17 protein-coding genes are annotated in these 22,789 nt (G+C 74.3%); 5 read left to right on the top strand and 12 right to left on the bottom strand.

From position 1 onward, the window contains the following. Positions 1-108: 108 nt before the first annotated feature. Both leuE and ACWCYO_RS35385 read left to right on the top strand, forming a co-directional pair. Entirely contained in the window at positions 109-756 is a 648-nt protein-coding gene (leuE, locus tag ACWCYO_RS35390) for a leucine efflux protein LeuE (protein ID WP_270148543.1), read from the top strand. A gap of 113 nt (positions 757-869) precedes the next feature. Beyond that, on the top strand, positions 870-1,274 hold the full coding sequence (locus tag ACWCYO_RS35385) for a YccF domain-containing protein (protein ID WP_449786523.1): 405 nt from the start codon (positions 870-872) through the stop codon (positions 1,272-1,274). A gap of 30 nt (positions 1,275-1,304) precedes the next feature. On the opposite strand, the gene ACWCYO_RS35380 is transcribed toward ACWCYO_RS35385, so the two are convergent. The 8 genes from ACWCYO_RS35380 to ACWCYO_RS35345 all read right to left on the bottom strand — a co-directional run bounded on the left by ACWCYO_RS35380 (position 1,305) and on the right by ACWCYO_RS35345 (position 12,429). Next, positions 1,305-1,610: a hypothetical protein gene (locus tag ACWCYO_RS35380; RefSeq protein ID WP_270148541.1), complete on the bottom strand. Its 306-nt coding sequence runs from the start codon at positions 1,608-1,610 to the stop codon at positions 1,305-1,307. A 102-nt stretch (positions 1,611-1,712) separates the two neighbouring features. After that, positions 1,713-3,353, bottom strand: coding sequence for an AMP-binding protein (locus ACWCYO_RS35375; RefSeq protein WP_270148540.1), 1,641 nt, complete (start codon positions 3,351-3,353; stop codon positions 1,713-1,715). A gap of 139 nt (positions 3,354-3,492) precedes the next feature. Further along, positions 3,493-3,732, bottom strand: coding sequence for a chaplin (locus ACWCYO_RS35370; RefSeq protein WP_270148538.1), 240 nt, complete (start codon positions 3,730-3,732; stop codon positions 3,493-3,495). Positions 3,733-3,824: 92 nt separating this feature from the next. Beyond that, positions 3,825-4,190 carry a hypothetical protein gene (locus ACWCYO_RS35365; protein ID WP_449786522.1) on the bottom strand — a complete coding sequence of 122 codons (366 nt, stop codon included), beginning with the start codon at positions 4,188-4,190 and terminating at the stop codon, positions 3,825-3,827. Then, the gene (locus tag ACWCYO_RS35360; protein WP_449786521.1) at positions 4,187-6,775 is read right to left on the bottom strand and encodes an Hsp70 family protein; all 2,589 of its coding nucleotides are present in this window, start codon (positions 6,773-6,775) and stop codon (positions 4,187-4,189) included. Before ACWCYO_RS35360 ends, ACWCYO_RS35365 begins: the two co-directional genes overlap by 4 nt. Before the next feature lie 31 nt (positions 6,776-6,806). Next, entirely contained in the window at positions 6,807-7,544 is a 738-nt protein-coding gene (locus tag ACWCYO_RS35355; RefSeq protein ID WP_449786520.1) for a nucleotide exchange factor GrpE, read from the bottom strand. Next, positions 7,541-7,966 carry a hypothetical protein gene (locus tag ACWCYO_RS35350; protein WP_449786519.1) on the bottom strand — a complete coding sequence of 142 codons (426 nt, stop codon included), beginning with the start codon at positions 7,964-7,966 and terminating at the stop codon, positions 7,541-7,543. The genes ACWCYO_RS35355 and ACWCYO_RS35350 overlap by 4 nt, the downstream gene beginning before the upstream one ends. Positions 7,967-8,073: 107 nt before the next feature. Beyond that, a complete protein-coding gene (locus ACWCYO_RS35345) occupies positions 8,074-12,429 on the bottom strand; it encodes a hypothetical protein (protein WP_449786518.1) in 4,356 nt (1,451 codons plus the stop codon). A 227-nt stretch (positions 12,430-12,656) separates the two neighbouring features. Between ACWCYO_RS35345 and ACWCYO_RS35340 the strand changes: the two genes are divergently transcribed. After that, on the top strand, positions 12,657-14,429 hold the full coding sequence (locus tag ACWCYO_RS35340) for a serine/threonine protein kinase (protein WP_449786517.1): 1,773 nt from the start codon (positions 12,657-12,659) through the stop codon (positions 14,427-14,429). Positions 14,430-14,521: 92 nt separating this feature from the next. Continuing rightward, positions 14,522-14,902: a VOC family protein gene (locus tag ACWCYO_RS35335; protein ID WP_270148527.1), complete on the top strand. Its 381-nt coding sequence runs from the start codon at positions 14,522-14,524 to the stop codon at positions 14,900-14,902. A 51-nt stretch (positions 14,903-14,953) separates the two neighbouring features. Here ACWCYO_RS35335 and ACWCYO_RS35330 read toward each other — a convergent pair whose 3' ends face one another. The 4 genes from ACWCYO_RS35330 to ACWCYO_RS35315 all read right to left on the bottom strand — a co-directional run bounded on the left by ACWCYO_RS35330 (position 14,954) and on the right by ACWCYO_RS35315 (position 21,222). Continuing rightward, complete coding sequence (locus ACWCYO_RS35330) at positions 14,954-15,988, bottom strand: ABC transporter ATP-binding protein (protein WP_270148526.1); 1,035 nt, start codon at positions 15,986-15,988, stop codon at positions 14,954-14,956. Further along, the gene (locus ACWCYO_RS35325) at positions 15,985-17,565 is read right to left on the bottom strand and encodes an ABC transporter permease (RefSeq protein WP_449786516.1); all 1,581 of its coding nucleotides are present in this window, start codon (positions 17,563-17,565) and stop codon (positions 15,985-15,987) included. Before ACWCYO_RS35325 ends, ACWCYO_RS35330 begins: the two co-directional genes overlap by 4 nt. Next, positions 17,562-18,626: an iron ABC transporter substrate-binding protein gene (locus tag ACWCYO_RS35320; protein WP_270148524.1), complete on the bottom strand. Its 1,065-nt coding sequence runs from the start codon at positions 18,624-18,626 to the stop codon at positions 17,562-17,564. The genes ACWCYO_RS35325 and ACWCYO_RS35320 overlap by 4 nt, the downstream gene beginning before the upstream one ends. A 352-nt stretch (positions 18,627-18,978) precedes the next feature. Next, positions 18,979-21,222 (bottom strand): heavy metal translocating P-type ATPase, encoded by a 2,244-nt coding sequence (locus ACWCYO_RS35315; RefSeq protein ID WP_449786515.1) that lies wholly within the window; start codon positions 21,220-21,222, stop codon positions 18,979-18,981. Between the two features lie 442 nt (positions 21,223-21,664). On the opposite strand from ACWCYO_RS35315, the gene ACWCYO_RS35310 reads away from it, so the two are divergent. Next, positions 21,665-22,750, top strand: coding sequence for an NlpC/P60 family protein (locus tag ACWCYO_RS35310; RefSeq protein WP_449786514.1), 1,086 nt, complete (start codon positions 21,665-21,667; stop codon positions 22,748-22,750). Positions 22,751-22,789: the final 39 nt, after the last annotated feature.

Here is a 22,789-nt window from a genome sequence, read left to right as displayed (position 1 = left end):
GCCGCCCACCGCCGCATTGCCTCCCGCAGCCGCATCGCCTCCCACCGCCGGGCCGTCGGACTGCTCGGGATGCCGGACCGGGCACCACCGCCCAGGAAGGAGCGCCGAATGCTGGGTGTCACCAATCTGCCCACCTACACCCTGGGGGCCCTGCTCATCATCCTGCTGCCGGGGCCGAGTTCGCTCTACACGCTCTCGGTCGCGAGCCGCCGGGGGGTGCGGACCGGTTACCGGGCGGCCGCCGGCATGTTCATCGGCGAAGCCCTGCTGATGCTCCTCACCTCGGCCGGGATCGCCTCCCTCCTGAAGGCGAACCAACTGGTCTTCTCCGTCGTCAAGTTCGCCGGAGCCGGGTACCTGGTCTGGATCGCGATCGGGATGATCCGCGCCGCCGTGGCCGTGTGGCGCAACCGCCCCGGCGAACGGCCCGCTCCCGAGACCGAGCCCGTCAAGGCCGAGCACCCGTTCCGCCGCTCGCTGCTGATCACCCTGCTCAACCCCAAGGCGATCCTGTTCTTCCTCTCCTTCTTCGTCCAGTTCGTGGACCCCGCCTACCCCCACCCCGCCCTCTCGTTCGGCCTGCTCGCCCTCGTCTACCAGGCGATCAGCACCACCTACATCTCCGTCCTGATCTTCGGCGGCACCTACCTGTCCGCCCAGTTCCGCCGCCACCGGCGCCTCTCCGCCGGCCTGACCGTCGGCTCCGGCGCCCTCTTCCTCGGCTTCGCCGCCAAGCTCGCCACCGCCGGCAACTGACGCGGCGACCCGGACCGATCCCTGAGGCTCAACCCCTAAGGGCGTGGACACGCTCGTCGGCGGGCATGGCATGGTCGTAGTTCAACGCCACCAGCCGTGAGAAGGTACGCCCCATGAAGGTCATCGACTTCGTTCTCAATGTCATCTGGCTGATTTTCTGTGGCATTTGGATGGCCATCGGGTACGCCATCGCCGGCATCATCTGCTGCGTGCTGATCGTGACCATCCCGTTCGGCATCGCCTCGTTCCGGATCGCCGGCTTCATACTGTGGCCGTTCGGGCGGACCACCGTCGAGCGCCCGGACGCCGGGGCGGCGTCCTGCGTCGGGAACGTGATCTGGTTCGTCTTCGCCGGGTGGTGGCTGGCCCTCGCGCACCTGGCCACCAGCATCCCGCTGTTCCTGTCGATCATCGGGATCCCGTTCGGCTGGGCCAACCTCAAGATGATCCCGATCTCGCTGATGCCGCTGGGCCGCGAGGTCGTGCCCAGCGACCAGGCCTTCGGCGGGCGGTACTGACCCTCCGGTGACGCCGGCGGAGTCCGCCGGTCAGGGGGCGCAGGTGGCGTTCAGCCGGTTGATGTCCTGGCGCAGCTTGTTGGTGCCGGCGCCGCCGTAGGGGTGGGAGTCGACGAAGTCCTGGGCGTCGTCGCGGACGTCCTGCCAGTCGGTGTCGTTCGTCGGGGCTCCGGCGTTGGCGAGGTCCTGGCGGGTCTGGGCGACGATCTGGCCGCAGGTGGCCGCCGGGCGGTCGGGTGCGGCGGCGTGGGCCGGGGCCGCCGGCGCGGCGAGGGCCAGGGCGGTCAGCAGGGCGAGGGCCACGTCGGCGGCGAGGGCGCGAGTGCGAGTCGTCATGCCGAGGCATGTGCGCACTCCGGGGGCGCCGCATGCCCACGCGGGCGGTGTTCCACCCGCGCGGGCGAGCGTGCGCCGACGGTGCGCGCCCGAACGGTGGCGCTAGAGGTCGAGGATCCGTACCGCCAGCTCGCGCATCTCCACCTTGCGGATCTTGCCGGTGACCGTCATCGGGAACTCCTCGACCACGTGCACGTAGCGCGGCACCTTGAAGTGGGCGAGCCGGCCGGTGCAGTAGGCGCGCACCGCCTCGGCGGTGAGCGGCTCGGCGCCCTCGCGCATCCGGATCCAGGCCATCAGCTCCTCGCCGTACTTCGGGTCGGGGACGCCGATCACCTGGACGTCCAGGATGTCGGGGTGGGTGTGGAGGAACTCCTCGATCTCCCGCGGGTAGAGGTTCTCCCCGCCGCGGATCACCATGTCCTTGATCCGCCCGGTGATGGCGAGGTAGCCGTCCTCGTCCATCACCGCGAGGTCCCCGGTGTGCATCCAGCGGGCCGCGTCGACGGCCTCCGCGGTGCGCTCGGGCTCGTCCCAGTAGCCGAGCATGACGGAGTAGCCGCGGGTGCACAGCTCGCCGGGCTCGCCGCGCGGGACGGTGCGACCGGTGGCCGGGTCGACGACCTTGACCTCCAGGTGCGGGCCGACCCGGCCGACCGTGGAGACCCGGCGCTCGACCGGGTCGTCGGTGCGGGTCTGGGTGGAGACCGGCGAGGTCTCGGTCATGCCGTAGCAGATCGAGACCTCCGCCATGCCCATCCGCTCGATGACCGCCTTCATCACCTCGGTCGGACAGGGCGAGCCGGCCATGATGCCGGTGCGCAGGCTGCCGAGGTCGTAGCGGGCGAACTCCGGGTCGGCGAGTTCGGCGATGAACATGGTCGGCACGCCGTACAGCGAGGTGCAGCGCTCGGCGGCCACGGCGGCCAGGGTGGCGCCGGGTTCGAAGGAGGGGGCCGGGATGACCATGCAGGCGCCGTGCGAGGTGGCGGCGAGGTTGCCCATCACCATGCCGAAGCAGTGGTAGAAGGGCACCGGGATGCAGATCCGGTCCTGCTCGCCGTAGTTCAGCAACTCGCCGACGAAGTAACCGTTGTTGAGGATGTTGTGGTGCGAGAGGGTGGCACCCTTGGGGAAGCCGGTGGTGCCCGAGGTGTACTGGATGTTGATCGGGTCGTCCGGCGCCAACTCGCCCTGGCGTTCGGCGAAGAGGGCGAGGAGGCCGGGATCGGCCGCGCGGCCGGCCGTCAGCAGAGCGTCCCAGGCGGGGCTGCCGAGCAGCACCACGCGCTCCAACCCGGCGCAGCGCGGCCGGACTTCCTCGATCATCCCGGCGTAGTCCGAGGTCTTGAAGCTCTCCGCGGCGACCAGCAGCCGGATCCCGGCCTGGTTCAGCACGTACTCCAACTCGTGCGCCCGGTAGGCCGGGTTGACGGTGACCAGGATCGCCCCGAGTTTGGCGGTGGCGTACTGGGTGAGCGTCCACTCCGCGCAGTTGGGGGCCCAGATGCCGACCCGGTCGCCCTTGGCGATCCCGAGTTCCAGCAGGCCGAGGGCCAGCGCATCGACGTCGGCGCCGAATTGGGCGTACGTCCAGCGGCGGGCGGTGGGACGGTCGACCAGGGCGTCGCGGTCGGGGAAGGCGCGCACCGCGCGGTCGAGGTTCTCCCCGATGGTGTCGCCCAGCAGCGGGACGTCCGAGGTGCCGGAGGCGTAGCTGCGCGGGGTCGGCGTGGTCGGCACGGGCTGGCTCCTGGGTGCGGCGGTGCGGGACGGGCACCATGGTCGCGGCTCCCGGTCCCGCGCCGCCACCCCCGAACGGGGGTACCGACACGACGCCGGGGCCGCCCGTCTCCTTCGACGGACGGCCCCGGCGCTCCGGTCAGCCGTTGATGCAGACGTTCCCGACGGTCGGGTTGAGCAGGCCGAACACGTTCATCGTGTTGCCGCAGATGTTGGTCTCGAAGTTGATCGGGATCTGGATCTGGTTACCGGAGAACACGCCGGGCGAGTTGGTCGCGATGCCGTTGGCGGTCGCGCTGCCGGCGGAGGCGGTGCCGGCACCGGCGAGGACGGCCACCGCGGCGAGCGCGGTGGCGGCGAGGGTGGTGCGAATACGCATTGCGTCACTCCTTGTGAGGGTGGCGAAGTTCCGTGTGACGATCACACTCGCACCGATCGAACTCGACGGCAGTCCGGGAACGGTCGAATTGGTCATTCGGAGGGCGTGTCGCCCTCCCACCCCGAGGCCGCCGGCCCCGCGAACCCGGACACGCTCAGTGATTCCAGCAGCTCCCGGGCCGGTTCCAGCCCCGGTTCGGCCACCACCGCGCGGTGCAGCAATCCGAGCGCGAACGCTATGTCACCGGCTGCCAGGGCCTCCAGCGCCCGGTTGTAGTCGATCCGAGCGGCGTAACGCAGCCGGAACAGCGCGCTCAGGTCCTCCCGGCAGGACGGGCAGCCGAGCGACTGCCGGTCCGCCGGCACCTTGCACAGCGGGCACAGCACGTCCAGGGGCGCCACAGCAGTCGTCGCGGCACTCATCCCGGCGCCCGCCCCGGCACTCGTCGCGGCACTCATCGCGGACCGGCCTCCTCCGGACGGACCGGGCCCAGCGACTCGGCGGCCGGCTCGCTGCCGAGCTCCCGCTGCGCCTGCGCGTACAGGGCCAGCAGGTTCGACATGTGGGTGTTGACCGCCTCCATGTTGGGCGCCTCCACCGCGTCGTCCAGCCCGCGCAGCTCCGCCATGATCCGCTGCGCCAGGGCCGGCGAGATCATGTTCTGGCTCACGTAGACGTTGCACATGGTGAGCATCCGGAAGGTGTGCCCGAGCGAGTCGCACAGCTCGTCCGCCTTCTGGGCCGCGCGCACCGCGCCCTCCCAGTCGGCCGCCTCCCGGCGCAGCCGCAGCTCGGCGGCCACCGAGCGCAGTCGGTCCAGGTCGCTCGGGTCCAGGTGCTTCTCGCAGTAGTGGATGAACAGGCTCAGGTACGCCTCCGAACCGCGCACCCAGCGCTGGGCCTTGAGCTGACGCTGCGCCCGCTCCAGCGCCTCGTCCACCGACTGGCCGCGGGTCTGCCCGGCCGCCAGGTCGTCCAGGGCGTCCATCAGCCGCTGGGCCTCGCGCATCTCGGCCTCGGTGAGCTCCCCGCCCCAGCGGTCGGTGAAGGTCTCGATCTGCCGCTGCTGCTCCTCGACCTGCACCTTCAGCTCCGGGTCCAGGGTGACCCGCTCCAGCTTGACGGTCTTCTCCGCGCCGCCCTGGATCCGCACCGACAGGGTGATGGTGCGGTCGCGGTCGAGGCCGAAGGAGACCTCGACCGGGGTGCGGCCGCCGAGGCCCTCGGGCAGGCGCAGGGTGAGGTGGCCGATCAGCTCGTTCTGCTGGGCGATCTCGTGCTCGCCCTCGTAGACCGCGATCTCCAGCCGCTGCCGGCCGCTGCCGGAGACCACGAACTCCCGGCTGACCGGCGAACTGGTCGGGTAGCTGGTGTTCTTGGGGATGATGACGGCCAGCCGGCCGTCGTTGAGCTCGATGCCCAGGTTCTTCGGGGTGATGTCGAAGGGGTTGGTGACCTGCATCAACTCCCCGCAGCCGGCGCACACTTCGCTGCCCGGCGGGTTGACCCGGGCGCAGGAGGCGCAGCGCAGGCCGACGTCCTCGGCGGCGGTGGAGGCCACCTTGGTGTGGCCGGGGGCGGCCGAGTTGAGCGCCTCGCCGCACAGTTCGCAGGCGGTGACGCCGGGGGCGGCCGGGGTGCCGCAGCGCGGGCAGTTGTCGCCGCGCACCACGGTGGTGGTCTGGGACTGCTTCGGGATGGTCGCCCCGGCGCCGGTCCCGGTACCGGCGTCGGCCGAACCGGCCATGTCCTGCGCGCACTTGGGGCAGGCGGTGGCCTCGGCGTCCACCGGGATGTGGCAGGTCGGGCAGGAGACCCGGTCGCCGCCGAGCAGGGAGGTGGCGCAGTTGGCGCAGTTGGAGGCCGACAGGTCGCCGGGGGCCCGGCACTCGGGGCACTCCACCTCGCCGACCAGCGCGGACTGCACGGCCGCGCCGAGCGCCACGCACTGCATCGGGTTGACGCCGCGCTTGATCCGACGGGTGCCGAACACCTCGCCGAGCCGCCGCTCGACCAGCGGGATCGAGGTCGAGCCGCCGACCAGCACCACCTCGTCGATGTCCCCGACGGTCAGGTTGGCCTGCATGATGGCCTTGTGGGTCAGCTCGATGGTCCGCTCGATCTGGGCCTCGATCAGCTCCTCGAAGCGAGCGCGCTCGAACTCCGTCTCCAGCACCAGCTGTCCGGACCCCAGGCCGGGCAGGATGACCTCGGAGGACTGCTGGTTGGAGAGCTCGATCTTGACCGTCTCGGCGGTGGAGGCGATCTTCGGGCGGTCGCGCAGGTCGGGCTGGTAGTCGGCGCCGTACTCCTCGCGGATGTCCTCCAGCAGCGCGGTGGTGATCGCACGGTCGAAGTCGTCACCGCCCAGCAGGTTGTCGCCCTCGATGCCGAGCACCGAGACCGAACCGGGCACCAGCAGCAGGATGGAGATGTCGAAGGTGCCGCCGCCGAGGTCGTACACCAGGACGGTGCGGCCCTCGTCGCCGGCCTCGCTGGCCAGCCCGTACGCGAGCGCGGCGGCGGTCGGCTCGTTGATGATCCGCAGCACGTGCAGGCCGGCCATCCGGCCCGCCTCCTGGGTGGCGGCGACCTGCCGCTCGCCGAAGTAGGCGGGGACGGTGATGACGGCCCGGTGGAAGGGCTCGCCGAGACGCTGCTCGGCGTCCTGCTTGAGCCGGTGCAGGATGATCGCGGAGATCTCGATCGGGGTGTAGGAGCGGCCGTTGAACCAGACGTTGACGTCACCGTCGGTGCCCGCGGTGACCTTGTAGTCGACCTCCTTGAGGGCCGCCTGCACCTGCGGGTCCTTGAACTTGCGGCCCATGAAGCGCTTGACCGAGCGGATCACGTTGGCGCCGTCGATGGCGATCCGGCTGCGCGCGGTCGAGCCCACCAGCAGCTCGCCCTTGCGGCCGCTGCCGACCACGGAGGGCGTGGCCTCCTGGTTCTGCCGGTTGAAGATGATCTCCGGTTCGCCCCGGCGCAGGTGGGCCACCACCGAGTTGGTGGTGCCCAGGTCGATGCCGAGTGTGCGGTACATGTCGTTCCCCTCTTGCCCCTCGTGGTCCTGGCTACTTCTTGCGCTTGGCCCGCTTGGCCGGGCGGCCCGCCGCCCTGGCCTGGCGACGGACCCTGGGCGGTACCGGCCTGGCCGGGGCCTCGACGGGCTCGGGCTCGGGCTCGGGCTCGGGCTCGGGCTCGGGCTCGGTCCCGGACGCCGTCTCGACTGCCTCCGGCTCCTCGTGGCCGTCGGACTCCTCGAGGCCGTCGGACTGCCCGGGCTCTAGCAGCCCGGTCCTGGGGTCCTCGGCCGGCGGCAGCGCCGACTCCGGTGCGGCGACGACCACTTGGGCCCGGCGCAGCACCTCCTGCTCCCAGAAGAATCCGGTCACCACGGTCTGCACCACGGTCTCCGGCGCCACCCCCGGCCGCACCTCGACGCCGACGATCTCGGTCAGCGCCGGGTCCGCCGCCAGGCCGTCCAGCCGCATCGGCTTCACCCCGGCCTTGGCGAGCCGGCCGAGCAGCCGGCGGCGGGTGGCCTCCAGCCCGGCGCCGCGACCGTGCGCGACCAGCTCGCGGTCCAGGCCGAGCGCGGCGAGCGCGTCGTCCACCTCGACCAGGACGCCCAGCAGTTCCCGTTGCTCGGCCCGGGCCTGCTGCTTCTGCTCGGTCAGCTTGTTCCCCAAAAGGGACGCCCGGAAGAGCAGTTGGGTGAACTTGGCCTCCAGGTCGACGGACTCGACGCCGGGCGGGACCTCCAGCGGCAGGTGGCCGTCGAGCAGGGATGCGATCGGTGCGTCGGTCATTCCGGAACCTCGATCTGCGGCAGCACGGACAGGTCGGCCGCGTAGCGGGCGGGGACGGGCGGTTCGGGGTCGGCGCCGCCGGGGGCGGGCTCGACGAAGTCGGCGGCGGACTCGGCCCGGTGCAGGGCGAGCAGGGCCGGGGCGGGCGGCAGCGGCGGGCGCTCGATCACCAGCAGCGGTTCGGCGAGCGCGGGGGCCAGCAGGTCGGCGGCCTGGTCCACCGGCTCGGGCGGGAGCGGCTGTTGGAGGTCCACCTCCAGGCGCCGGTCCGGGTTGCGCAGCAGCGCGGCGGCGTCCTGGATCTGCTGGCGGGTGAACCGGCCCGCCTTCAGCGCCTTCCCGACCGACAGGTTGATCTCGCGCACCCCGGCCGTGGGCGGGATGCCCAGGACCTCGTACGGCGACGGTTCGTGCAGTGGCATGTCGGGTGGCCCCTCTCCTCACGGTTCACGACACTTGACGGGACGACGGGTCGCCGACGGCCGGACGCACGGTCTACGACGACGGAGGCTCCCGGTACGGTTGCCGGTCACCGGAGCCGGTTGATCCGTGTCTGCAGCGCGAGCAGCTCCCGGTCCCTCGGGTTGTACTCGAGGGCCGCGGCGATCAGCTGGCGGGCCTCCCAGTAGCGGTGGGCGTTGGCCTCGGCGACGGCGTAGGAGCTGAGGACGATGCCGAGTTCACTGTTCAGCTTCGTGGTGTCCGCCGGCGAGCCGGACAGCTCGAGGGCCTCCTTGAGCAGCTGGATCGCGACGGCGTAGCGGCGGGCCTCGTAGTGGCCGATCGCCTCGCCGCGCCAGACGCTGACCATCAGGCGGCGGATGTCGGTCGAGTCGTCGTAGGACTTGGCCTTGCGGAGCACGGCGGCCTGGGCCTCGAACGGTTCGTCCTGCATGGTGTCGATGACGTGGTTGGCGAGCATCACCGAGATCCGGCGCTTCGCCTCGGTCCCGGCGTCGCCCTCCCACTCCGGGTCCCAGAGCAGCGCCTGCATCATCCGGCCGATGGCGCGGGGCTCGTCGTCGGCGAAGGCGGCGGAGCGGGCGAGCTGGCGCAGCACGAAGGCCATGCCGTGCCGGTGCTCCGGGTCGTCGCTGAGCTGGATCAGCCGCTGCCACAGTCCGACGGCCTCCTCCAGCTCCTCGTCCGAGGCGTCGACCCGGCTGAGCTGGCCGACCCGGTTGCCGAGCGCGGCCTGCAGGAAGTGCTTGGCGGTCGGGTCGCCGGGGGCGAGGTCGAGGCTCTTCGCGAGCAGGTCGAGGGCGCGCGAGTAGTCCTTCTCCTCGTTGTTGATCTTGCGGGCCCACTGGGCGTAGGTCGCGCCGAGGTCACCGCGCACCTCGGGGTCGTCCGGGGCCAGCGCGAACGCCTTCTCCAGCAGCTCGGCCGCGCCCGCCTGGTCGTCCACGGTGTTCTTCAGCAGCGCGCGGGCGGCCCGTACGCCGCACTCCGCGGCGATCCGGGCCGTGTCTGCGGGCAGCGCGGGGCCGGGGACGGTCCGGGCCCGGGTCAGGCAGTCCAGTGCCTCCCGCCAGTCCTGGTTGCGGTGGTGCTCACGGGCCTGGCTGACCAGCGCCGCGCCGAGCAGCGCCTGCCAGGCCGCGTCGCGCTCGCCCTCGGCCACCGCGTCCAGCGCGGCCACGGCGGCGGCCTGGCGGCCCTGGAGGTGGAGGTACTGCTGCGGGCCCAGCGCGCCGAACAGGGCGAGGGCCCGGGTGAGCGCGGGCGCGTCGGGGCCGGTGGGCCGCCGCCAGGCCCGTACGGCCTGCTCGAAGGCCTCGGCCCAGGCGTCGGATCCGGTCTCGGCGCGCAGCAGCCCGTCCAGGACCGGGCCGACGACCAGGCGGCGCGCGGGGCCGCCGGGCAGGGTGATCCGGACGTCCTCCTGGGCGAAGGCGTCCGCGGCGTGTGCCTCCATGCCCAGGCGCAGCGTCCAGGCGGTGACCTCGTCGCCGCTGCGCCCGGCGGCCCGGTCGAGGGCGCGCAGGTCCTCGCGGAGGCGGTCGGTGAGCGCGGTGCGGGCGGCGGCCATCCGCTGCGGTTCGGCCGGGCGGCCGGTGATCCGGGCGGTCTGCGCCCACAGCTCCTCGCGGTGCAGGGCGGCGACCAGGCAGCCGACCGTCCAGGCCCAGAGCTGCTCGTCGGGCTCCTGGGCGGTCGCCGCGAAGCGGTAGCCGGCCAGGCCGAGGGCGTGCAGCAGGCGGGGGTGGGCCGGGTCCTTGAGCAGCAGCTCGCGGTAGGCCTGGTAGGCCTCGCGGTGGCGGCCCTCGGCGGCGTGCTGGTGGGCCTCGTGCTCGCCGAGCAGCACCAGCGCGCCGGCCGCCTGCGGGTGGCCGGGCGCGAGGGTCAGTGCCTGGCGCAGGTCGCCGGCCGCCCGTCCGGGCTGCTCGGCGGCGAGGGCGGCGCCGGCCCGGCGGACCAGCACGGCGGCCCGGGCGGCCCCGGCGTCGGCCGGCAGGTCGGCCAGGGCCTCGTCGAGGCGGCCGAGTTCGGCGCGCAGCAAGGCGAGGTCGAGCCGTACCGGCCCGGCGGTGGCGCTGTCGCCGAGCGCCTCGGCCCAGGCAGCCAGGACGGGTTCGGCCTGTTCGGGGGTGCCGGCCCGGCGGGCGCAGTCCAGTACGGCGCGCAGGGCGGGGCCGGCGCAGCGCGTGCAGCGCGGCGAGCCGGTCGCGGCGGGGGCGTGCAGGTGGTCGGCGCAGGCCTCGCGGCCGCAGCCGCCGCAGGCGCCGGTGGCGGGGCGGGCGCAGAGCGCGCAGTCCCCGGCGGGGGCCGCGGCGGGAGCGGTGGCCCCCGCCGCGGGCGCGGGCGCCGGCCCGCTCTGCGCGGGGATCCAGCCGACCACCTGGGTCGGGGCGGCAGCGGCGGGGTGGGCGTCCCCGGCGGGCTGCACCGGCCCCGTCCCGATGGGCCGCCCGGGCTGCGTACCACCCGCGGGCAGCGCGCCGCCCGCGGCCGTACCGGCGGTCCCAGCGCCGCCGACCGTACCGACGGATCCAGCGCCGCCCGGCGTACCGACGGTCCCGGTGCCGCCCGCCGCCGTGCCGGCGCCCAGGAAGTGCCGGTACCAGTCCAGCGCCGCGCCCCAGTTGCCGGCCCGTTCGGCGAGCAGGGCGCGCAGCCGGGCGAGTGCCGGGTCGCCGGCCGGGTCGGGGTCCAGCGGGGCGAGCAGCGCGATGGTCTGGACCGGACGGCCTGCCAGCAGCGCGGCGGCGGCCAGGTGGTAGCGGTCGCGGAGCCCGGCGGCGGGGTCGAGCAGGGCGGTGACCTGGTCGGTGGAGCCCTCGGCCAGGGCGAGTGCGGCGCGCAGCCGGGCCTGCCGGTGGGTGAGCGCGCCGGGCAGGGTGTCGGCCAGGGCGAGTGCGGCGGTGGCCGCCGCGCGGGCCTCGGCGCTGTCGCGGCCGGTGACCAGCAGGTGGGCGGCCTCGCGCAGGGCCGCCTCGCGCAGCGCGGCCCGGTAGCCGGGGGCGGCGGGGTGTTCGGCGGCGGCCCGCTGCCAGTGTTCGCGGGCGGCGGCCGGGTCGGTGGCCAGCAGGGTGCGGGCGAGCCGGTCGCGGGCGAGGGCCTGGCGGTCGTTCAGTTCGGGGTCGTCCAGCGACTCCCAGCGGGCCAGGGCGCCGGCCGGGTCGTCGGTGCGGGCGAGGGCGAGGCCGTGGTGGTAGGCGGCGATCCGGCTCCAGCGGGAGTCCGGCTGGTCGTCGGCCTCGGCGCGCAGGATCGGCTCGGCTTCGGCGGGCTGCCCGGCGGCGGTCAGGGCGGCGCCGAGCCGGACCCGGGCGGGGCGCCAGTCGGGGGCCTGGCCGAGGCCGGTGCGGTAGTCGGCGGCGGCCTTGGCGTGCCGCTCGGCCCGTTCGTGGACCAGGGCGAGGCCGAACCGGGCCGGGGCGAAGGAGGGTTGGACGGTCAGCGCGGCGGCGAACTGTTCCCGGGCCCGCTCGTCGGCGCCGAGCAGCAGGGCGAGCCGGCCGAGGGCGTAGCGGGGGCGCGGGTCGCTCGGGTCCTCCCCGGCGGCCGCGGCGAGGTCGGCCCAGGCGGCGTCGGTGGCGCCGAGCCGCTGCCGGGCGAGGCCGCGGAAGAGCAGGCTGTCGGTGCGCAACGCCGAACCGCGGCCCCACGGCGAGGGCTCGCCGGGGCCGCGGCGCAGGGCCTCGTCGAAGGCGGCGACGGCGGGTTCGTCCCGGTGCAGGGTGAACAGCTGGGCGCCCCAGCGGAACCAGAGTTCGCCGCTGCCGCCGGGGGCGGCCGCGGCGAGCAGCGGCTCGGTCTCGGCGGCCCGGCCGGTGTCGCGCAGCAGGGCGGCGCGGGCGAGCACCGGCCAGTCCTGGCCGGGGAGGGCGGCCAGCGCCCGGGCGGTGGCGTGGTCACGCTGTTCGGGGCTGCCCTCACGGCACTGCCGTTGGAGGCACCGCAGGGCGCGGGCGACGGCCTCGGCCTCCTCGCCGGGTTCGACGCCGGTGGCGGTGGCCTGGAGGAGGGCGAGCAACGGCCCGGGATCGCCGTCCGGGGCCTGCATCCGTTCGTCGGAGAGGCGGCGCAGGCTCCACCGGGGCAGCTGGTGGGCCGGGTCGGTGAGCAGCGGGAAGGCCTCGCGGTACAGGGCGAGGGTGGCCTGCTGGTCACCGGTGGGGATGGTGGCCTCGGCCTGACCGAGCAGGGCGAGGCCGCGCTGGGGGCGCAGTTCATCGGGCCCGCCGGCGAGTTGGCGGGCCAGCCGGGCGTAGCGGCGGCGCGCCTGCGGGGCCTTGCCCGCCGCGAGCTGCTCAGCGGCCGCGCCGAGCGCCTTGGCGACTCCGGCCGGGTCCAGGGGGGTTCGCCTGCGGGCGAGCACCACCGCCGCCACACCGGCCAGTGCCACCACGATGATCAGCAGCACCACGAGCTGCGCCATGCACCGTCCCCCTGCGCTTCGAGAGCGTCCCACTCCATGATCAACGTTCCCCGCACGATCATGAGTTGACGTTATTTCGTGATGTTGCTCGGGCGCCCATCAGAATAGGCCCTCCCCCGGGCGGACGAACAGGAACGAGCACTATCCTGGGCGGGCGCGAGCTGCTCGACAGCCGCGCGTCCACAGCGGTGAGAAGCGTCGGGGGTCGAGTGTCCGAGTCTCGTTGGGTGCCCGGGCTCCGCTTCGGGCCCGAGTTCGACCCCGAACAGTACGAGCTGCTGGAGTTCCACCACCGGGGCGGCGAGGCGGAGGTGTGGCGGGCCGTGCGCACCGGGCACAACGGGATCAAGGAGCTCGTCGCCGCGAAGATCATGCTGGAGCGGGACCCGTCCGAGGTCCGGCGCTGGCTCGGCCGGTGGGACGACGTCTCGCACAACGCCCACCGGCTCGGCGTCACCGACCTGGTGGTGCCCAGCTTCCTGCTCGGCCCCTCCCCGCACCGGCCCGGCACGGTGCCCGCCGGCGGACTGATGGGCTACCAGATCTCGCCCTGGGTAGAGGGCGTGCCGCTGCACACCTGGGCCCGCGCCCAGCGCGGCGGACCGGCCGCCGTCGCCGAAGTGCTGGCCCGGCTCTGCCGGATCGTCGACGAGCTGCACCGCAAGCGCTGGGTGCACCGCGACATCTCCCCCGCCAACGTGCTGGTCGACGCCCAGGGCCTGGTCAAACTGATCGACCTGACCTTCCTCGCCCCGCTCGACCACACCCTCACCGTCGCGGTGTTCACCCCCGGCCACGTCCCTCCCGAGGCCGAGCAGGTCGGCGGCTTCCCGACCACCGCCAAGGACCTCTTCGCGGTCGGCACCCTCGCCCGCACCCTGCTGCTGCCCGACCACGGCCGGCTCGACCACCGGCTCGCCGCCGAACAGGCCCGCGCCGAACTGCTCGCCGCCGGCTACGGCGAGGAACTGGCCCGCTGGGCCTGCGAACCGCTCGCCCGCGAACCCGAGCGCCGCCCCGCCCCGCTCGGCCCCTGGGCCGCCCGCGGCCGCGAACTCCTGCGCGCCCACCGCCCGGTGGCGCGCACCGCCGGCCTGGCCGTACTGCCCGACCGGGCCGGCCGGCCCCTGGTGGTCACCAGCGGCGCCGACGGCACCGCGCTGGCCGGGCCCGGCCGCACCGGCCACCGGCCGCCCGCCGGCCAGGGGCCGGGCGCGATACGGGAGTTGGCGGCGGGCTGGGCCGGACGCCAGGGCGAACTGGTGATCTGCGCCGAAGACCGCTCCGGCACCCTCTGGGTCGGCACCGCGGCCGGCTGGTGGGAGGCGGCCCGCGGGGTCAGCGGCCTCGCCGGGGCGGTCGGCGCGGCCGGCGAACTCACCGTGTGGACCGCCGCCGCGGGCGCCCTGCGCTCCTACCGCTGGGCCCCCGGCCTCACCCTCACCGGCCAGGAACACCCCGGCTGCCCCGCCGACCGGGTGCTCGCCGCCGAGGAGGAACGGCCCGGCGCCTGGCTGCTCCTGGTCGAGCACCGCGAACGGGTGCTCAGCTGGCGGCCCGGCTCCGGCGAACCGCCCGTCCCGCTCGGCCCGCCCGGCGCCCTGCGCGCCGGTGCACTGGCCCGCGCCTCCGCCGGACCGCAGGCCGCCACCCTGCGCGCGGACGGCTCCGTCCAGCTGCACACCCTCGGCACCCCCGGCGCCGGCACCGAGATCGGCGACGGCGAACCCTCCCTCGGCATCGCCATGGTCGGCCACCGCGGCGGCCCCACCGTCGCCCTGGCCGGCGCGGGCGGCGTACGGCTGCGGCTCCCCGCCGGCGGCGCTTCCCGGCGCCCGCGCTGGTGGCGGCCCACCCTGCGCCCGGCCACCCGGGTCGCACTCGCCATGGGGGACGACTGGCGGCTGTGCCTGGCGGCGGTCGTGGAGGGCGAGCTGCAGGTGTGGCAGGAGGACGCGGCCTACCGCTGGCAGGCGGTGGAACTCCCTGACGAGGCGTAGGTCCCGAAAACCGTTCGCGCCCGCCCCCTGCGACCGGTACGGTCTCTCGCGACCGCACCGGCAGTCCCCCAGCTGAAAGTGGGCTCCGCTCCATGGCATGTCGCATCAGTGAACTCGTCCTCGGTTGCCGCGAGCCCGAGGTGCTGGCCCGGTTCTGGTGCGAGGTCCTGGACTTCGTGGTGCTCGGCCGCGAGGACGACGGCAGCATCGAGATCGGTCCGCGCGAGGGCTTCGGCGGCGCCCAGCCCACGCTCTTCCTCAGCCGCCGGGAGACGCCGGAACCGGGCAAGTCCCGGCTGCACATCGACGTCAACGCCACCGACCGAGACCAGGAGGCCGAGCTCGAACGCCTGCTGGCACTCGGCGCCCGCCCGGCCGACATCGGCCAGACCGGCGACGAGCACTGGCACGTCCTCGCCGACCCCGAGGGCAACGAGTTCTGCCTCCTCAAGGCCCGCCTCAACCCGCTCTGACGGCCGGCACGCCCGCCGGGGCCGTCAGGGCGGTGCGCCCCCCGACCCCGGTCAGGCCTCCGGGAGGAGGTGGATCGGGCCGAGGGCGCTCACATGGGCCTCGCCGCCGACCGGCCATGGGCGGTCCGATGAGGCGATCAGGACGTCGGGCAGTCCGGCGGCCTCCGGGCGGAGTTCGACGCGGTGGTCGTGGCCCCGGAAGTCGCTGCCGAGGACCTTGGCGGGGACGGTGCCCGCCACCGGCTCGGCGGTGAGCCGGAGTTGACCGGGGCGGAGCAGGGCCGGCCCGGTACGGAGTGCCGGGGCGGATTCCAGCAGTGGGAGGGGGCCGAAGGGGGTGAGGGCCTCGGCTCCCGCGACCTTCGCGGGGATCAGGTTGGCCTCGCCGAGGACGGTGGCGACGGCGGGGTCCGCCGGGCGGTGGTAGAGCTCGTCCGGGGTGCCGGACTGGGCGATCCGGCCGTGGCGCAGGACGGCGATGGTGTCGGCGAAGGAGAGCGCCTCGTCCTGGTCGTGGGTGACCAGGACCGCCGTGGTGCCGGACTGGCGCAGGGTCGCGGCGACTTCGCGGCGCAGTTCGGCGCGGAGGGCGGCGTCCAGGGCGGCGAACGGCTCGTCCAGCAGCAGGAGTCGGGGCCGGGGCGCCAACGCCCGGGCGAGCGCGACGCGTTGCTGCTGGCCGCCGGAGAGCTGGTGCGGGCGGCGGTCGCCGAGGCCGGGCAGGCCGACCAAGTCCAGCAACTCCCCCACCCGGGCGCGGCGCTGCGAACGGGGCAGGCCGAAGCCGATGTTGGCGGCGACGCTCAGGTGCGGGAAGAGCGCGCCGTCCTGCGGGACGAGGCCGATGCCCCGGTGTTCGGCGGCGAGCCGGCTGCGGCCGTCGTCCAGGACCCGGCCGTGCAACTCGACCTGTCCGGCGGCGGCCGGGTGGAAGCCGGCGAGCACCCGCAGCAGGGTGGACTTGCCGCAGCCGGAGGGGCCGAGGACGCAGGCGAGGGCGCCGTCGGGCACGGTCAGGTCGATGCCGTGCAGCACCGGGCTGCGCCCGTGGGCGGCGTGCAGGTCGGTGACGGACAGTCCGGTCACTGGTTCTCCCCAGGACGGTCGAGGGCAGGCCCCATGGTACGGCGGGTCAGCAGCAGGACGGAGGGCACGGACAGCGCGACCATCAGGGCCGCGTACGGCGCGGCCGCCCCGTAGGCGAGGCCGCTGGTGTAGACCCAGAACTGGGTGGCCAGGGTCTGGGTGCCGGTGGGGCGCAGCAGCAGGGTTGCGGTCAGTTCGGTGGAGGCGGTGAGGCCGACCATGGCGACGGCGGCGCCGAGGCCGGGCAGCACCAGCGGCAGGGTGATCCGGCCGAGGACGGCGAGCGGCCGGGTGCCGAGCGAGCGGGCGGCCTCCTCGACGCCGGGCGGCACCTGGGCGAGGGCCGCGCGGACGGCGGTCAGCGCGAGCGGGAAGAACAGCAGGACGTACCCGAGGACGAGCATCGGCGGCTGCTGGTACAGGGGTCGGGCCCAGCGGACGGCGAAGAACACCACCGAGAGGGCGACCGCTATGCCGGGCAGCGCCCGGGTGAGGTAGGCGATCCGCTCGACCGCGCGGGCCGGCCGGGTGCCGCGCCGCCAGCCGTACAGGGCGACCGGTACGGCGGCGAGGGTGGCGACGAGGGCCGCGCCGAGCGCGTACCCGAGGGTGGCCAGGGTGGCACCGAGGACGGAGGCGGAGGGCAGGGTGGTGGAGCTGCCCTTGATCAGCCAGTACGCGAGCGCGTACAGCGGCACCCCGAGCGAGACGCCGACCAGCGCGGCCAGGGCGAGGAGCGCCGGTACGGTCCAGCCGCCGAGCCGTACGGGCGGGGCGGGGCGGGCCAGGGCGCCGTGCCGGGTGACCCGCGCCTGGCGGCCGGCCCAGGCCTCCAGGGTGACCAGCAGCAGGGCGAGCGCGACCAGCACCAGGGTGAGCAGGGAGGCGGAGGCCGCGTCGAAGCCGAGCTTGTACTGGGTGAACACGGCGGTGGCGAAGGTGGTGTAGCGCAGCATCGCGAAGGCGCCGTACTCGCCGAGCAGGTAGAGCGAGACGAGCAGCACGCCGCCGGCCAGTGCGGGCCGGGTGAGCGGGAGGGTGACCCGCCACAGGGTGGCGAGGCGGCCGCGGCCGAGCGAGCGGGAGACCTCCTCGGCGGCGGCGTCGCCGTGCCGCAGGGCGGCCGCGACCGGGAGGAAGACCAGCGGGTAGAGCGAGCAGGTCATCACCAGCACCGCGCCCCAGTAGCCGTGGACGGAGCGGAACAGCGACACCCAGGAGTAGCCGCGGACGAACTCCGGTACGGCCAGCGGCAGGGCGAGCGCGACGGTCCAGGCCCGGCGGCCGGGCAGGGTGGTGCGTTCGACCAGGTAGGCGGCGCCGAAGCCGAGGACGGCGGTGGCGAGGGTGACGGCGGCGGCCAGGCTCAGGGTGTGCCAGAGCAGGGTGGCGATCAGCGGGCGGCCGAGCAGCCGCCGGGTCTGTTCCCAACCGGCCTGCGCGGCCTGGGCGATGACGAAGCCGAGCGGCGAGGCGACCACCGCGACGACGGCGACGGCGACGGGGGCGAGCAGGCCGGCGGCCCGCCACCGCCACCGCGGCCCGCCAACGGGGATCGTCCGCGCGGGGGCCGTCACTGGAGCAGACCGGCGTCCTGCAGCAGGCCCAGCGCCTGCTTGCCGTCGCCGAGCTGCGCCGGGTCGGCGACGGTGCCGATGGTGTCCAGGGCGGGCAGTTCGGGCTTGCCCTGCACGCCGGTGACCAGCGGGTACTCGTAGCTGGCGGAGTCGGCGATGACGGTCTGGGCGGGGGCGGAGGCGAGGTAGCCGAGGAAGGCCTGGGCGGCGGCCTGGTGCTTGCCGTGCTGGAGGACGGCGGCGCCGGAGACGTCGACCAGCGAGCCCGGGTCGCCCTTGGGGAAGTAGTGCAGGGTCGCGTGGGTTCCGGCGGCGCCCTTCTCGTCGCGCATCCGGTAGAAGTAGTAGTGGTCGATGACGCCGCCCTCGACCTCGCCGCTGTTGATGGCGGCGGAGAGGGTCTCGTTGCTGTCGTAGACCTTGGCGTTGTCCTTGAGGCCCTTGAGCCACTGCTTGGTCGCGTCCTCGCCCTTGGCCTTGAGGACCTGGGTGACGACCGGGGCGAAGTCGGTCTCGCTGGGGGCGATGCCGAGGCGGCCCTTCCACTCGGGCTTGGCGAGGTCGAGCACCGATGCGGGCGGCGCGGTGTCGGCGCCCTTGCCGGTGGCGGCGAGGAAGGCGGAGGTGCGGGCGGAGATGCCGACCCAGTCGCCCTTGCCCGAACTGTCGGCGGCGGGAACGGACTTGAGGGTGTCGGGGGCGACCTTGGCGAGCAGCCCCTTGTCACCGAGGACGGTGAGCGCGGGCGGGTTCTCGGCGTAGAAGACGTCGGCCGGGGAGGCGTCGCCCTCCTGGAGGATCTGGTTGGCCAGCTCGGCCTCGTCGCCGGAGCGCAGCTCGACCTTGATGCCGGTGCGCTTGGTGAAGTCCTCGGTCAGGGCCTTGACGGTCTGCTCGTGCTGGCCGCTGTACACGGTGATGGTCTGGCCGGCCAGCGCGGCGCCGGAGGCCGCGGTGGACGCGCTGTCCGCGCTGCCGCCCGAGCTGCCGCACCCGGTGAGGGCGAGCGCGCACGCGGCGAGGAGGGACAGGGCCGCGAGCGGCCGGACGGTTCCGGGCATGGTGAGGGTCCTCCGTGGAAGCGGGTTCGGCCATACGGACCAGCCGCAGGGCACCGGCCTGACGGCACGAGAACCTAGGGCAGGAAAGGCTTGCCTAACAAGTTTCGGAGCGTCACATCTCGGTCCGGTCGCGGCGGGGTAGGGCTTGGGTGAGCACTGCCCCAAGTACACGTAAAACACCCACCAAGTGCAGGTCAGGAGTGGGGCGAAGCGGTGCGGTCCGGCGCCGGTGGCCTCACTACGGTGCGTGATGACCGCAGGGGACACGCCGAGGCCCCGGAACCGGGTCGGTTCCGGGGCCTCGGCCCGGCGGAGGAGACGGGCTCGGCGGGAGCCCGCCCGGCGGGGCGGCTCAGCGGAAGCGGCGCAGCCGGAGGCTGTTTCCGACCACGAAGACCGAGGAGAAGGCCATGGCCGCCCCCGCGATCATCGGGTTGAGCATCCCGGCCGCCGCCAGCGGCAGGGCGGCGACGTTGTAGCCGAACGCCCAGAACAGGTTGCTCTTGATGGTGCCGAGGGTCTTGCGGGAGAGCCGGATGGCGTCCGCCGCCGCCAGCAGGTCGCCGCGGACCAGGGTGAGGTCGCCGGCCTCGATCGCGGCGTCGGTGCCGGTGCCCATCGCCAGGCCCAGGTCGGCCTGGGCGAGCGCGGCCGCGTCGTTGACGCCGTCACCGACCATCGCCACGACCTTGCCCTCGGCCTGCAGCCGCTTGACGGTGTCGACCTTGTCCTGCGGCATGACCTCGGCGATCACGTGCTCCGGCCGGATGCCGACCTCGGCCGCGACGGCCTCGGCGACGAGCCGGTTGTCGCCGGTCAGCAGCACCGGGGTCAGCCCCAGGCCGCGCAGCTTGGCGATGGCCTCGGCGCTGGTCGGCTTGACCGCGTCCGCCACCTCGAGCACGGCCCGCGCCTCGCCGTCCCAGCCGACCGCGATCGCGGTGCGGCCGGCCGACTCGGCCCTGCTCTTGGCCTCGGCCAGCGGCTCCGGCAGGTACTGCGACCACTCGTTGAGCAGCGCCTCCCGGCCGGCCACCACCGCGTGGCCGTCCACCACGCCCTGGACGCCCAGGCCCGGCACGTTCTCGAAGCCCTCGACGGCGGGCAGTTCGCCGGCCCTGGCGGCGGCGGTGGCGATCGCCCGGGCGATCGGGTGCTCGGAGGCGTGCTCCAGGGCGCCGGCCAGGCGCAGCACCTCGGCCTCGGTGACGCCGGCGGCGGTGTGCACGGCGAGCAGGGTCATCTGACCGGTGGTGACGGTGCCGGTCTTGTCCAGGACGATGGTGTCGACCTTGCGGGTGGACTCCAGCACCTCCGGGCCCTTGATCAGCACGCCGAGCTGGGCGCCGCGGCCGGTGCCGACCAGCAGGGCGGTCGGGGTGGCCAGGCCCAGGGCGCACGGGCAGGCGATGATCAGCACGGCCACCGCTGCCGTGAAGGCGGCGGTCCAGCCCTCGCCGGTGCCCAGCCAGTAGCCGAGGGTGGCGACCGCGAGGGTGATGACGATCGGCACGAAGACCGCGGAGATCCGGTCGGCGAGGCGCTGGGCGGCGGCCTTGCCGTTCTGCGCGTCCTCGACCAGCTTGGCCATCCGGGCGAGCTGGGTGTCCGCGCCGATCCTGGTCGCCTCGACGACCAGCCGACCGCCCGCGTTGACGGTGGCGCCGGTGACGCCGTCACCGACCCCGACCTCGACCGGCACCGACTCGCCGGTCAGCATCGAGACGTCGACGGCCGAGGCACCCTCGATCACCGTGCCGTCGGTGGCGATCTTCTCGCCCGGCCGCACCACGAAGCGGTCGCCCACGGCGAGTTCGGCGATCGGGATCCGCACCTCGGCTCCGCCGCGCAGCACCGTCACGTCCTTGGCGCCCAGTTCCAGCAGCGCCTTGAGAGCAGCCCCGGCGGTGCGCTTGGAGCGGGCCTCGAAGTAGCGCCCGGCCAGGATGAAGGCGGTGACGCCGGCCGCCGCCTCCAGGTAGATGTCGGAGGCGCCGTCGCTGCGGGCGATGGTGAACTCGAAGCCGTGCCGCATGCCCGGCATGCCGGCGTCGCCGAAGAACAGCGCCCACAGGGACCACAGGAACGCGGCGCCGGTGCCCAGCGAGACCAGGGTGTCCATCGTCGCGGCGCCGTGCCGGGCGTTGGTCCAAGCCGCCCGGTGGAACGGCCAGGCGGCGTAGGTGACGACCGGGGCGGCGAGGGTCAGCGAGAGCCACTGCCAGTCGTCGAACTGCAGGGCCGGCACCATCGCCATCGCGATCACCGGGACGGCCAGGGCCAGCGCGGTGAACAGCCGCTGGCGCAGCGGGGCCAGTTCGTCGGCGGGCCCGGCCTGGTCGGCGGCGCCGCTCTCGGTGGCCGGGGGCTCGGGCAGGGCGGCGGTGTAGCCGGTGGCCTCGACGGTGGCGATCAGGTCGGCGACCTCGACCTCGCTCTCGAAGGTGACCTTCGCCTTCTCGGTGGCGTAGTTGACGCTGGCCGCGACGCCGTCCATCCGGTTGAGCTTCTTCTCGATGCGGGCCGCGCACGAGGCGCACGTCATTCCGCCGATCGACAGTTCCACCTCCGTGGAGGCGGGGGCCTGCGTGGTCATCGTTGCTCCTCGTGACAGTCGGTACTTCGAGGTCGGTACTTCGAGGTACGTGCGCGGCCGGGGCCCTCATACCTCTGGGGGGTATCGGGGCGACGCCGGGTTCATTTATACCCCTGGGGGGTACGGCTCGCAAGACACTATCGATACCCCAGGCGGGTATTTTCCGCGGGCAGCGGAGCCGGCCGCCGACTACCAGCACTGAGCAGCCCCCGCAGCGGCAGTGCCGGGCGCTCCCTCCCACGGGACCACCCGGCACTTCCGCGTCTCACGCCGCCGGCCCGCGCCGTGGGACGTCCCTGTTTTTGATGGGACGTCAGAACCCCTGCCGGACGGGCCGCGGAGTGAGGCACAGTTCTAGCCCGGCCCGGTGATCACCCCGGTGACCCCGGCCGACACCCGAGCACCGAACCCGACGGACCATCACGGATCTGGAGACCCTCCTGTGACCACCCTCCTCCCCACCCGGCGCCGGTTGTCGCTGGGTCTGGCCCTGGCGTCCCTACTGGCGGGCGTCGGCGCGTACACCGCCGCGGCCGCCTCCGCCGCGACCGCGCCGGCCCCGATCCCCCTCACCTCCCCGGCCTGCCCGACCAACCTCCAGCAGGGCGAGGCCGACGGCTGCGTCACCCAGCTCCAGCTGGAGCTCAATCTGACCGGCGCCCACCTCACCGTGGACGGGCAGTTCGGGTCCGGCACCGACACCGCCGTGCGCACCTTCCAGGCCGCGCACACCCTGACCGCGGACGGCATCGTCGGCCCGGCCACCAAGTCGGCGCTCGACGCGGCGGCGGCCGCCGCCTCCGGCACCGTCGACCTGCGCACCCAGTGCGGCACCCTGCAGACCGGCGCCAGCGGCCCGTGCGTCAGCACCCTGCAGACCATGCTGAACACCTTCAACGCGGGCCGCCTCACCGCGGACGGGCAGTTCGGGCCGGCCACCGACACCGCCGTCCGCAACTTCCAGGCCGCGCACGCCCTGACCATCGACGGCGTCGTCGGCACGGGCACCAAGAACGCCCTCTACACCAGCACCCCCACCCCGCTGCCCAGCGGCGCCGTCGACCCCACCAAGGTCCTGAAGGCGGCGAAGTCCTACCTGGGCGTCCCCTACGTGTGGGGCGGCGGCCACTCCCTGCGCGGCGAGGGCCCCGGCCCGTCCCTCGGCACCTGCGACGGCTACACCGGCTCGATCCAGCCCTGCCCGGCCAACACCACCCACGGCCTGGACTGTTCGGGCCTGGTCCGGGCGGCCTACTGGTTCGGCGCCGGCATCGACCTCGCCAACGGCGGCGACACCAGCGAGCAGACCCTGGACAAGCACCTCACCCCGATCACCGAATCCCAGCGCCGCCCCGGCGACGTCGAGTACTTCGGCACCGACGCGCACAACACCGTGCACGTCGTGCTCTACGCCGGTACCGACCCCACCACCGGCGCGGACATGATGTACGAGGCGAAGGAGACGGGCACCGACGTCCACTACGTCACCCTCCGCACTGGCGGCTACTGGTACCACGTCTCGGCCTGACCACCCCGCCCCGGCGTCGCGCGGGTGACGGCCACCGTC

This window comes from Kitasatospora sp. NPDC001683 (assembly GCF_053596495.1).
Note: the sequence above shows the minus strand (reverse complement) of the source record. Positions and strands in the feature narration are given on the sequence as shown.

Excerpts from the sequence above, each read along its gene's own strand:
- leuE (WP_270148543.1), top strand. The coding sequence starts at position 109 with ATGCTGGGTGTCACCAATCTGCCCACCTACACCCTGGGGGCCCTGCTC.
- ACWCYO_RS35385 (WP_449786523.1), top strand. The coding sequence starts at position 870 with ATGAAGGTCATCGACTTCGTTCTCAATGTCATCTGGCTGATTTTCTGT.
- ACWCYO_RS35380 (WP_270148541.1), bottom strand. The coding sequence starts at position 1,610 with ATGACGACTCGCACTCGCGCCCTCGCCGCCGACGTGGCCCTCGCCCTG.
- ACWCYO_RS35370 (WP_270148538.1), bottom strand. The coding sequence starts at position 3,732 with ATGCGTATTCGCACCACCCTCGCCGCCACCGCGCTCGCCGCGGTGGCC.
- ACWCYO_RS35365 (WP_449786522.1), bottom strand. The coding sequence starts at position 4,190 with ATGAGTGCCGCGACGAGTGCCGGGGCGGGCGCCGGGATGAGTGCCGCG.
- ACWCYO_RS35360 (WP_449786521.1), bottom strand. The coding sequence starts at position 6,775 with ATGTACCGCACACTCGGCATCGACCTGGGCACCACCAACTCGGTGGTG.
- ACWCYO_RS35355 (WP_449786520.1), bottom strand. The coding sequence starts at position 7,544 with ATGACCGACGCACCGATCGCATCCCTGCTCGACGGCCACCTGCCGCTG.
- ACWCYO_RS35350 (WP_449786519.1), bottom strand. The coding sequence starts at position 7,966 with ATGCCACTGCACGAACCGTCGCCGTACGAGGTCCTGGGCATCCCGCCC.
- ACWCYO_RS35345 (WP_449786518.1), bottom strand. The coding sequence starts at position 12,429 with ATGGCGCAGCTCGTGGTGCTGCTGATCATCGTGGTGGCACTGGCCGGT.
- ACWCYO_RS35335 (WP_270148527.1), top strand. The coding sequence starts at position 14,522 with ATGGCATGTCGCATCAGTGAACTCGTCCTCGGTTGCCGCGAGCCCGAG.
- ACWCYO_RS35320 (WP_270148524.1), bottom strand. The coding sequence starts at position 18,626 with ATGCCCGGAACCGTCCGGCCGCTCGCGGCCCTGTCCCTCCTCGCCGCG.
- ACWCYO_RS35315 (WP_449786515.1), bottom strand. The coding sequence starts at position 21,222 with ATGACCACGCAGGCCCCCGCCTCCACGGAGGTGGAACTGTCGATCGGC.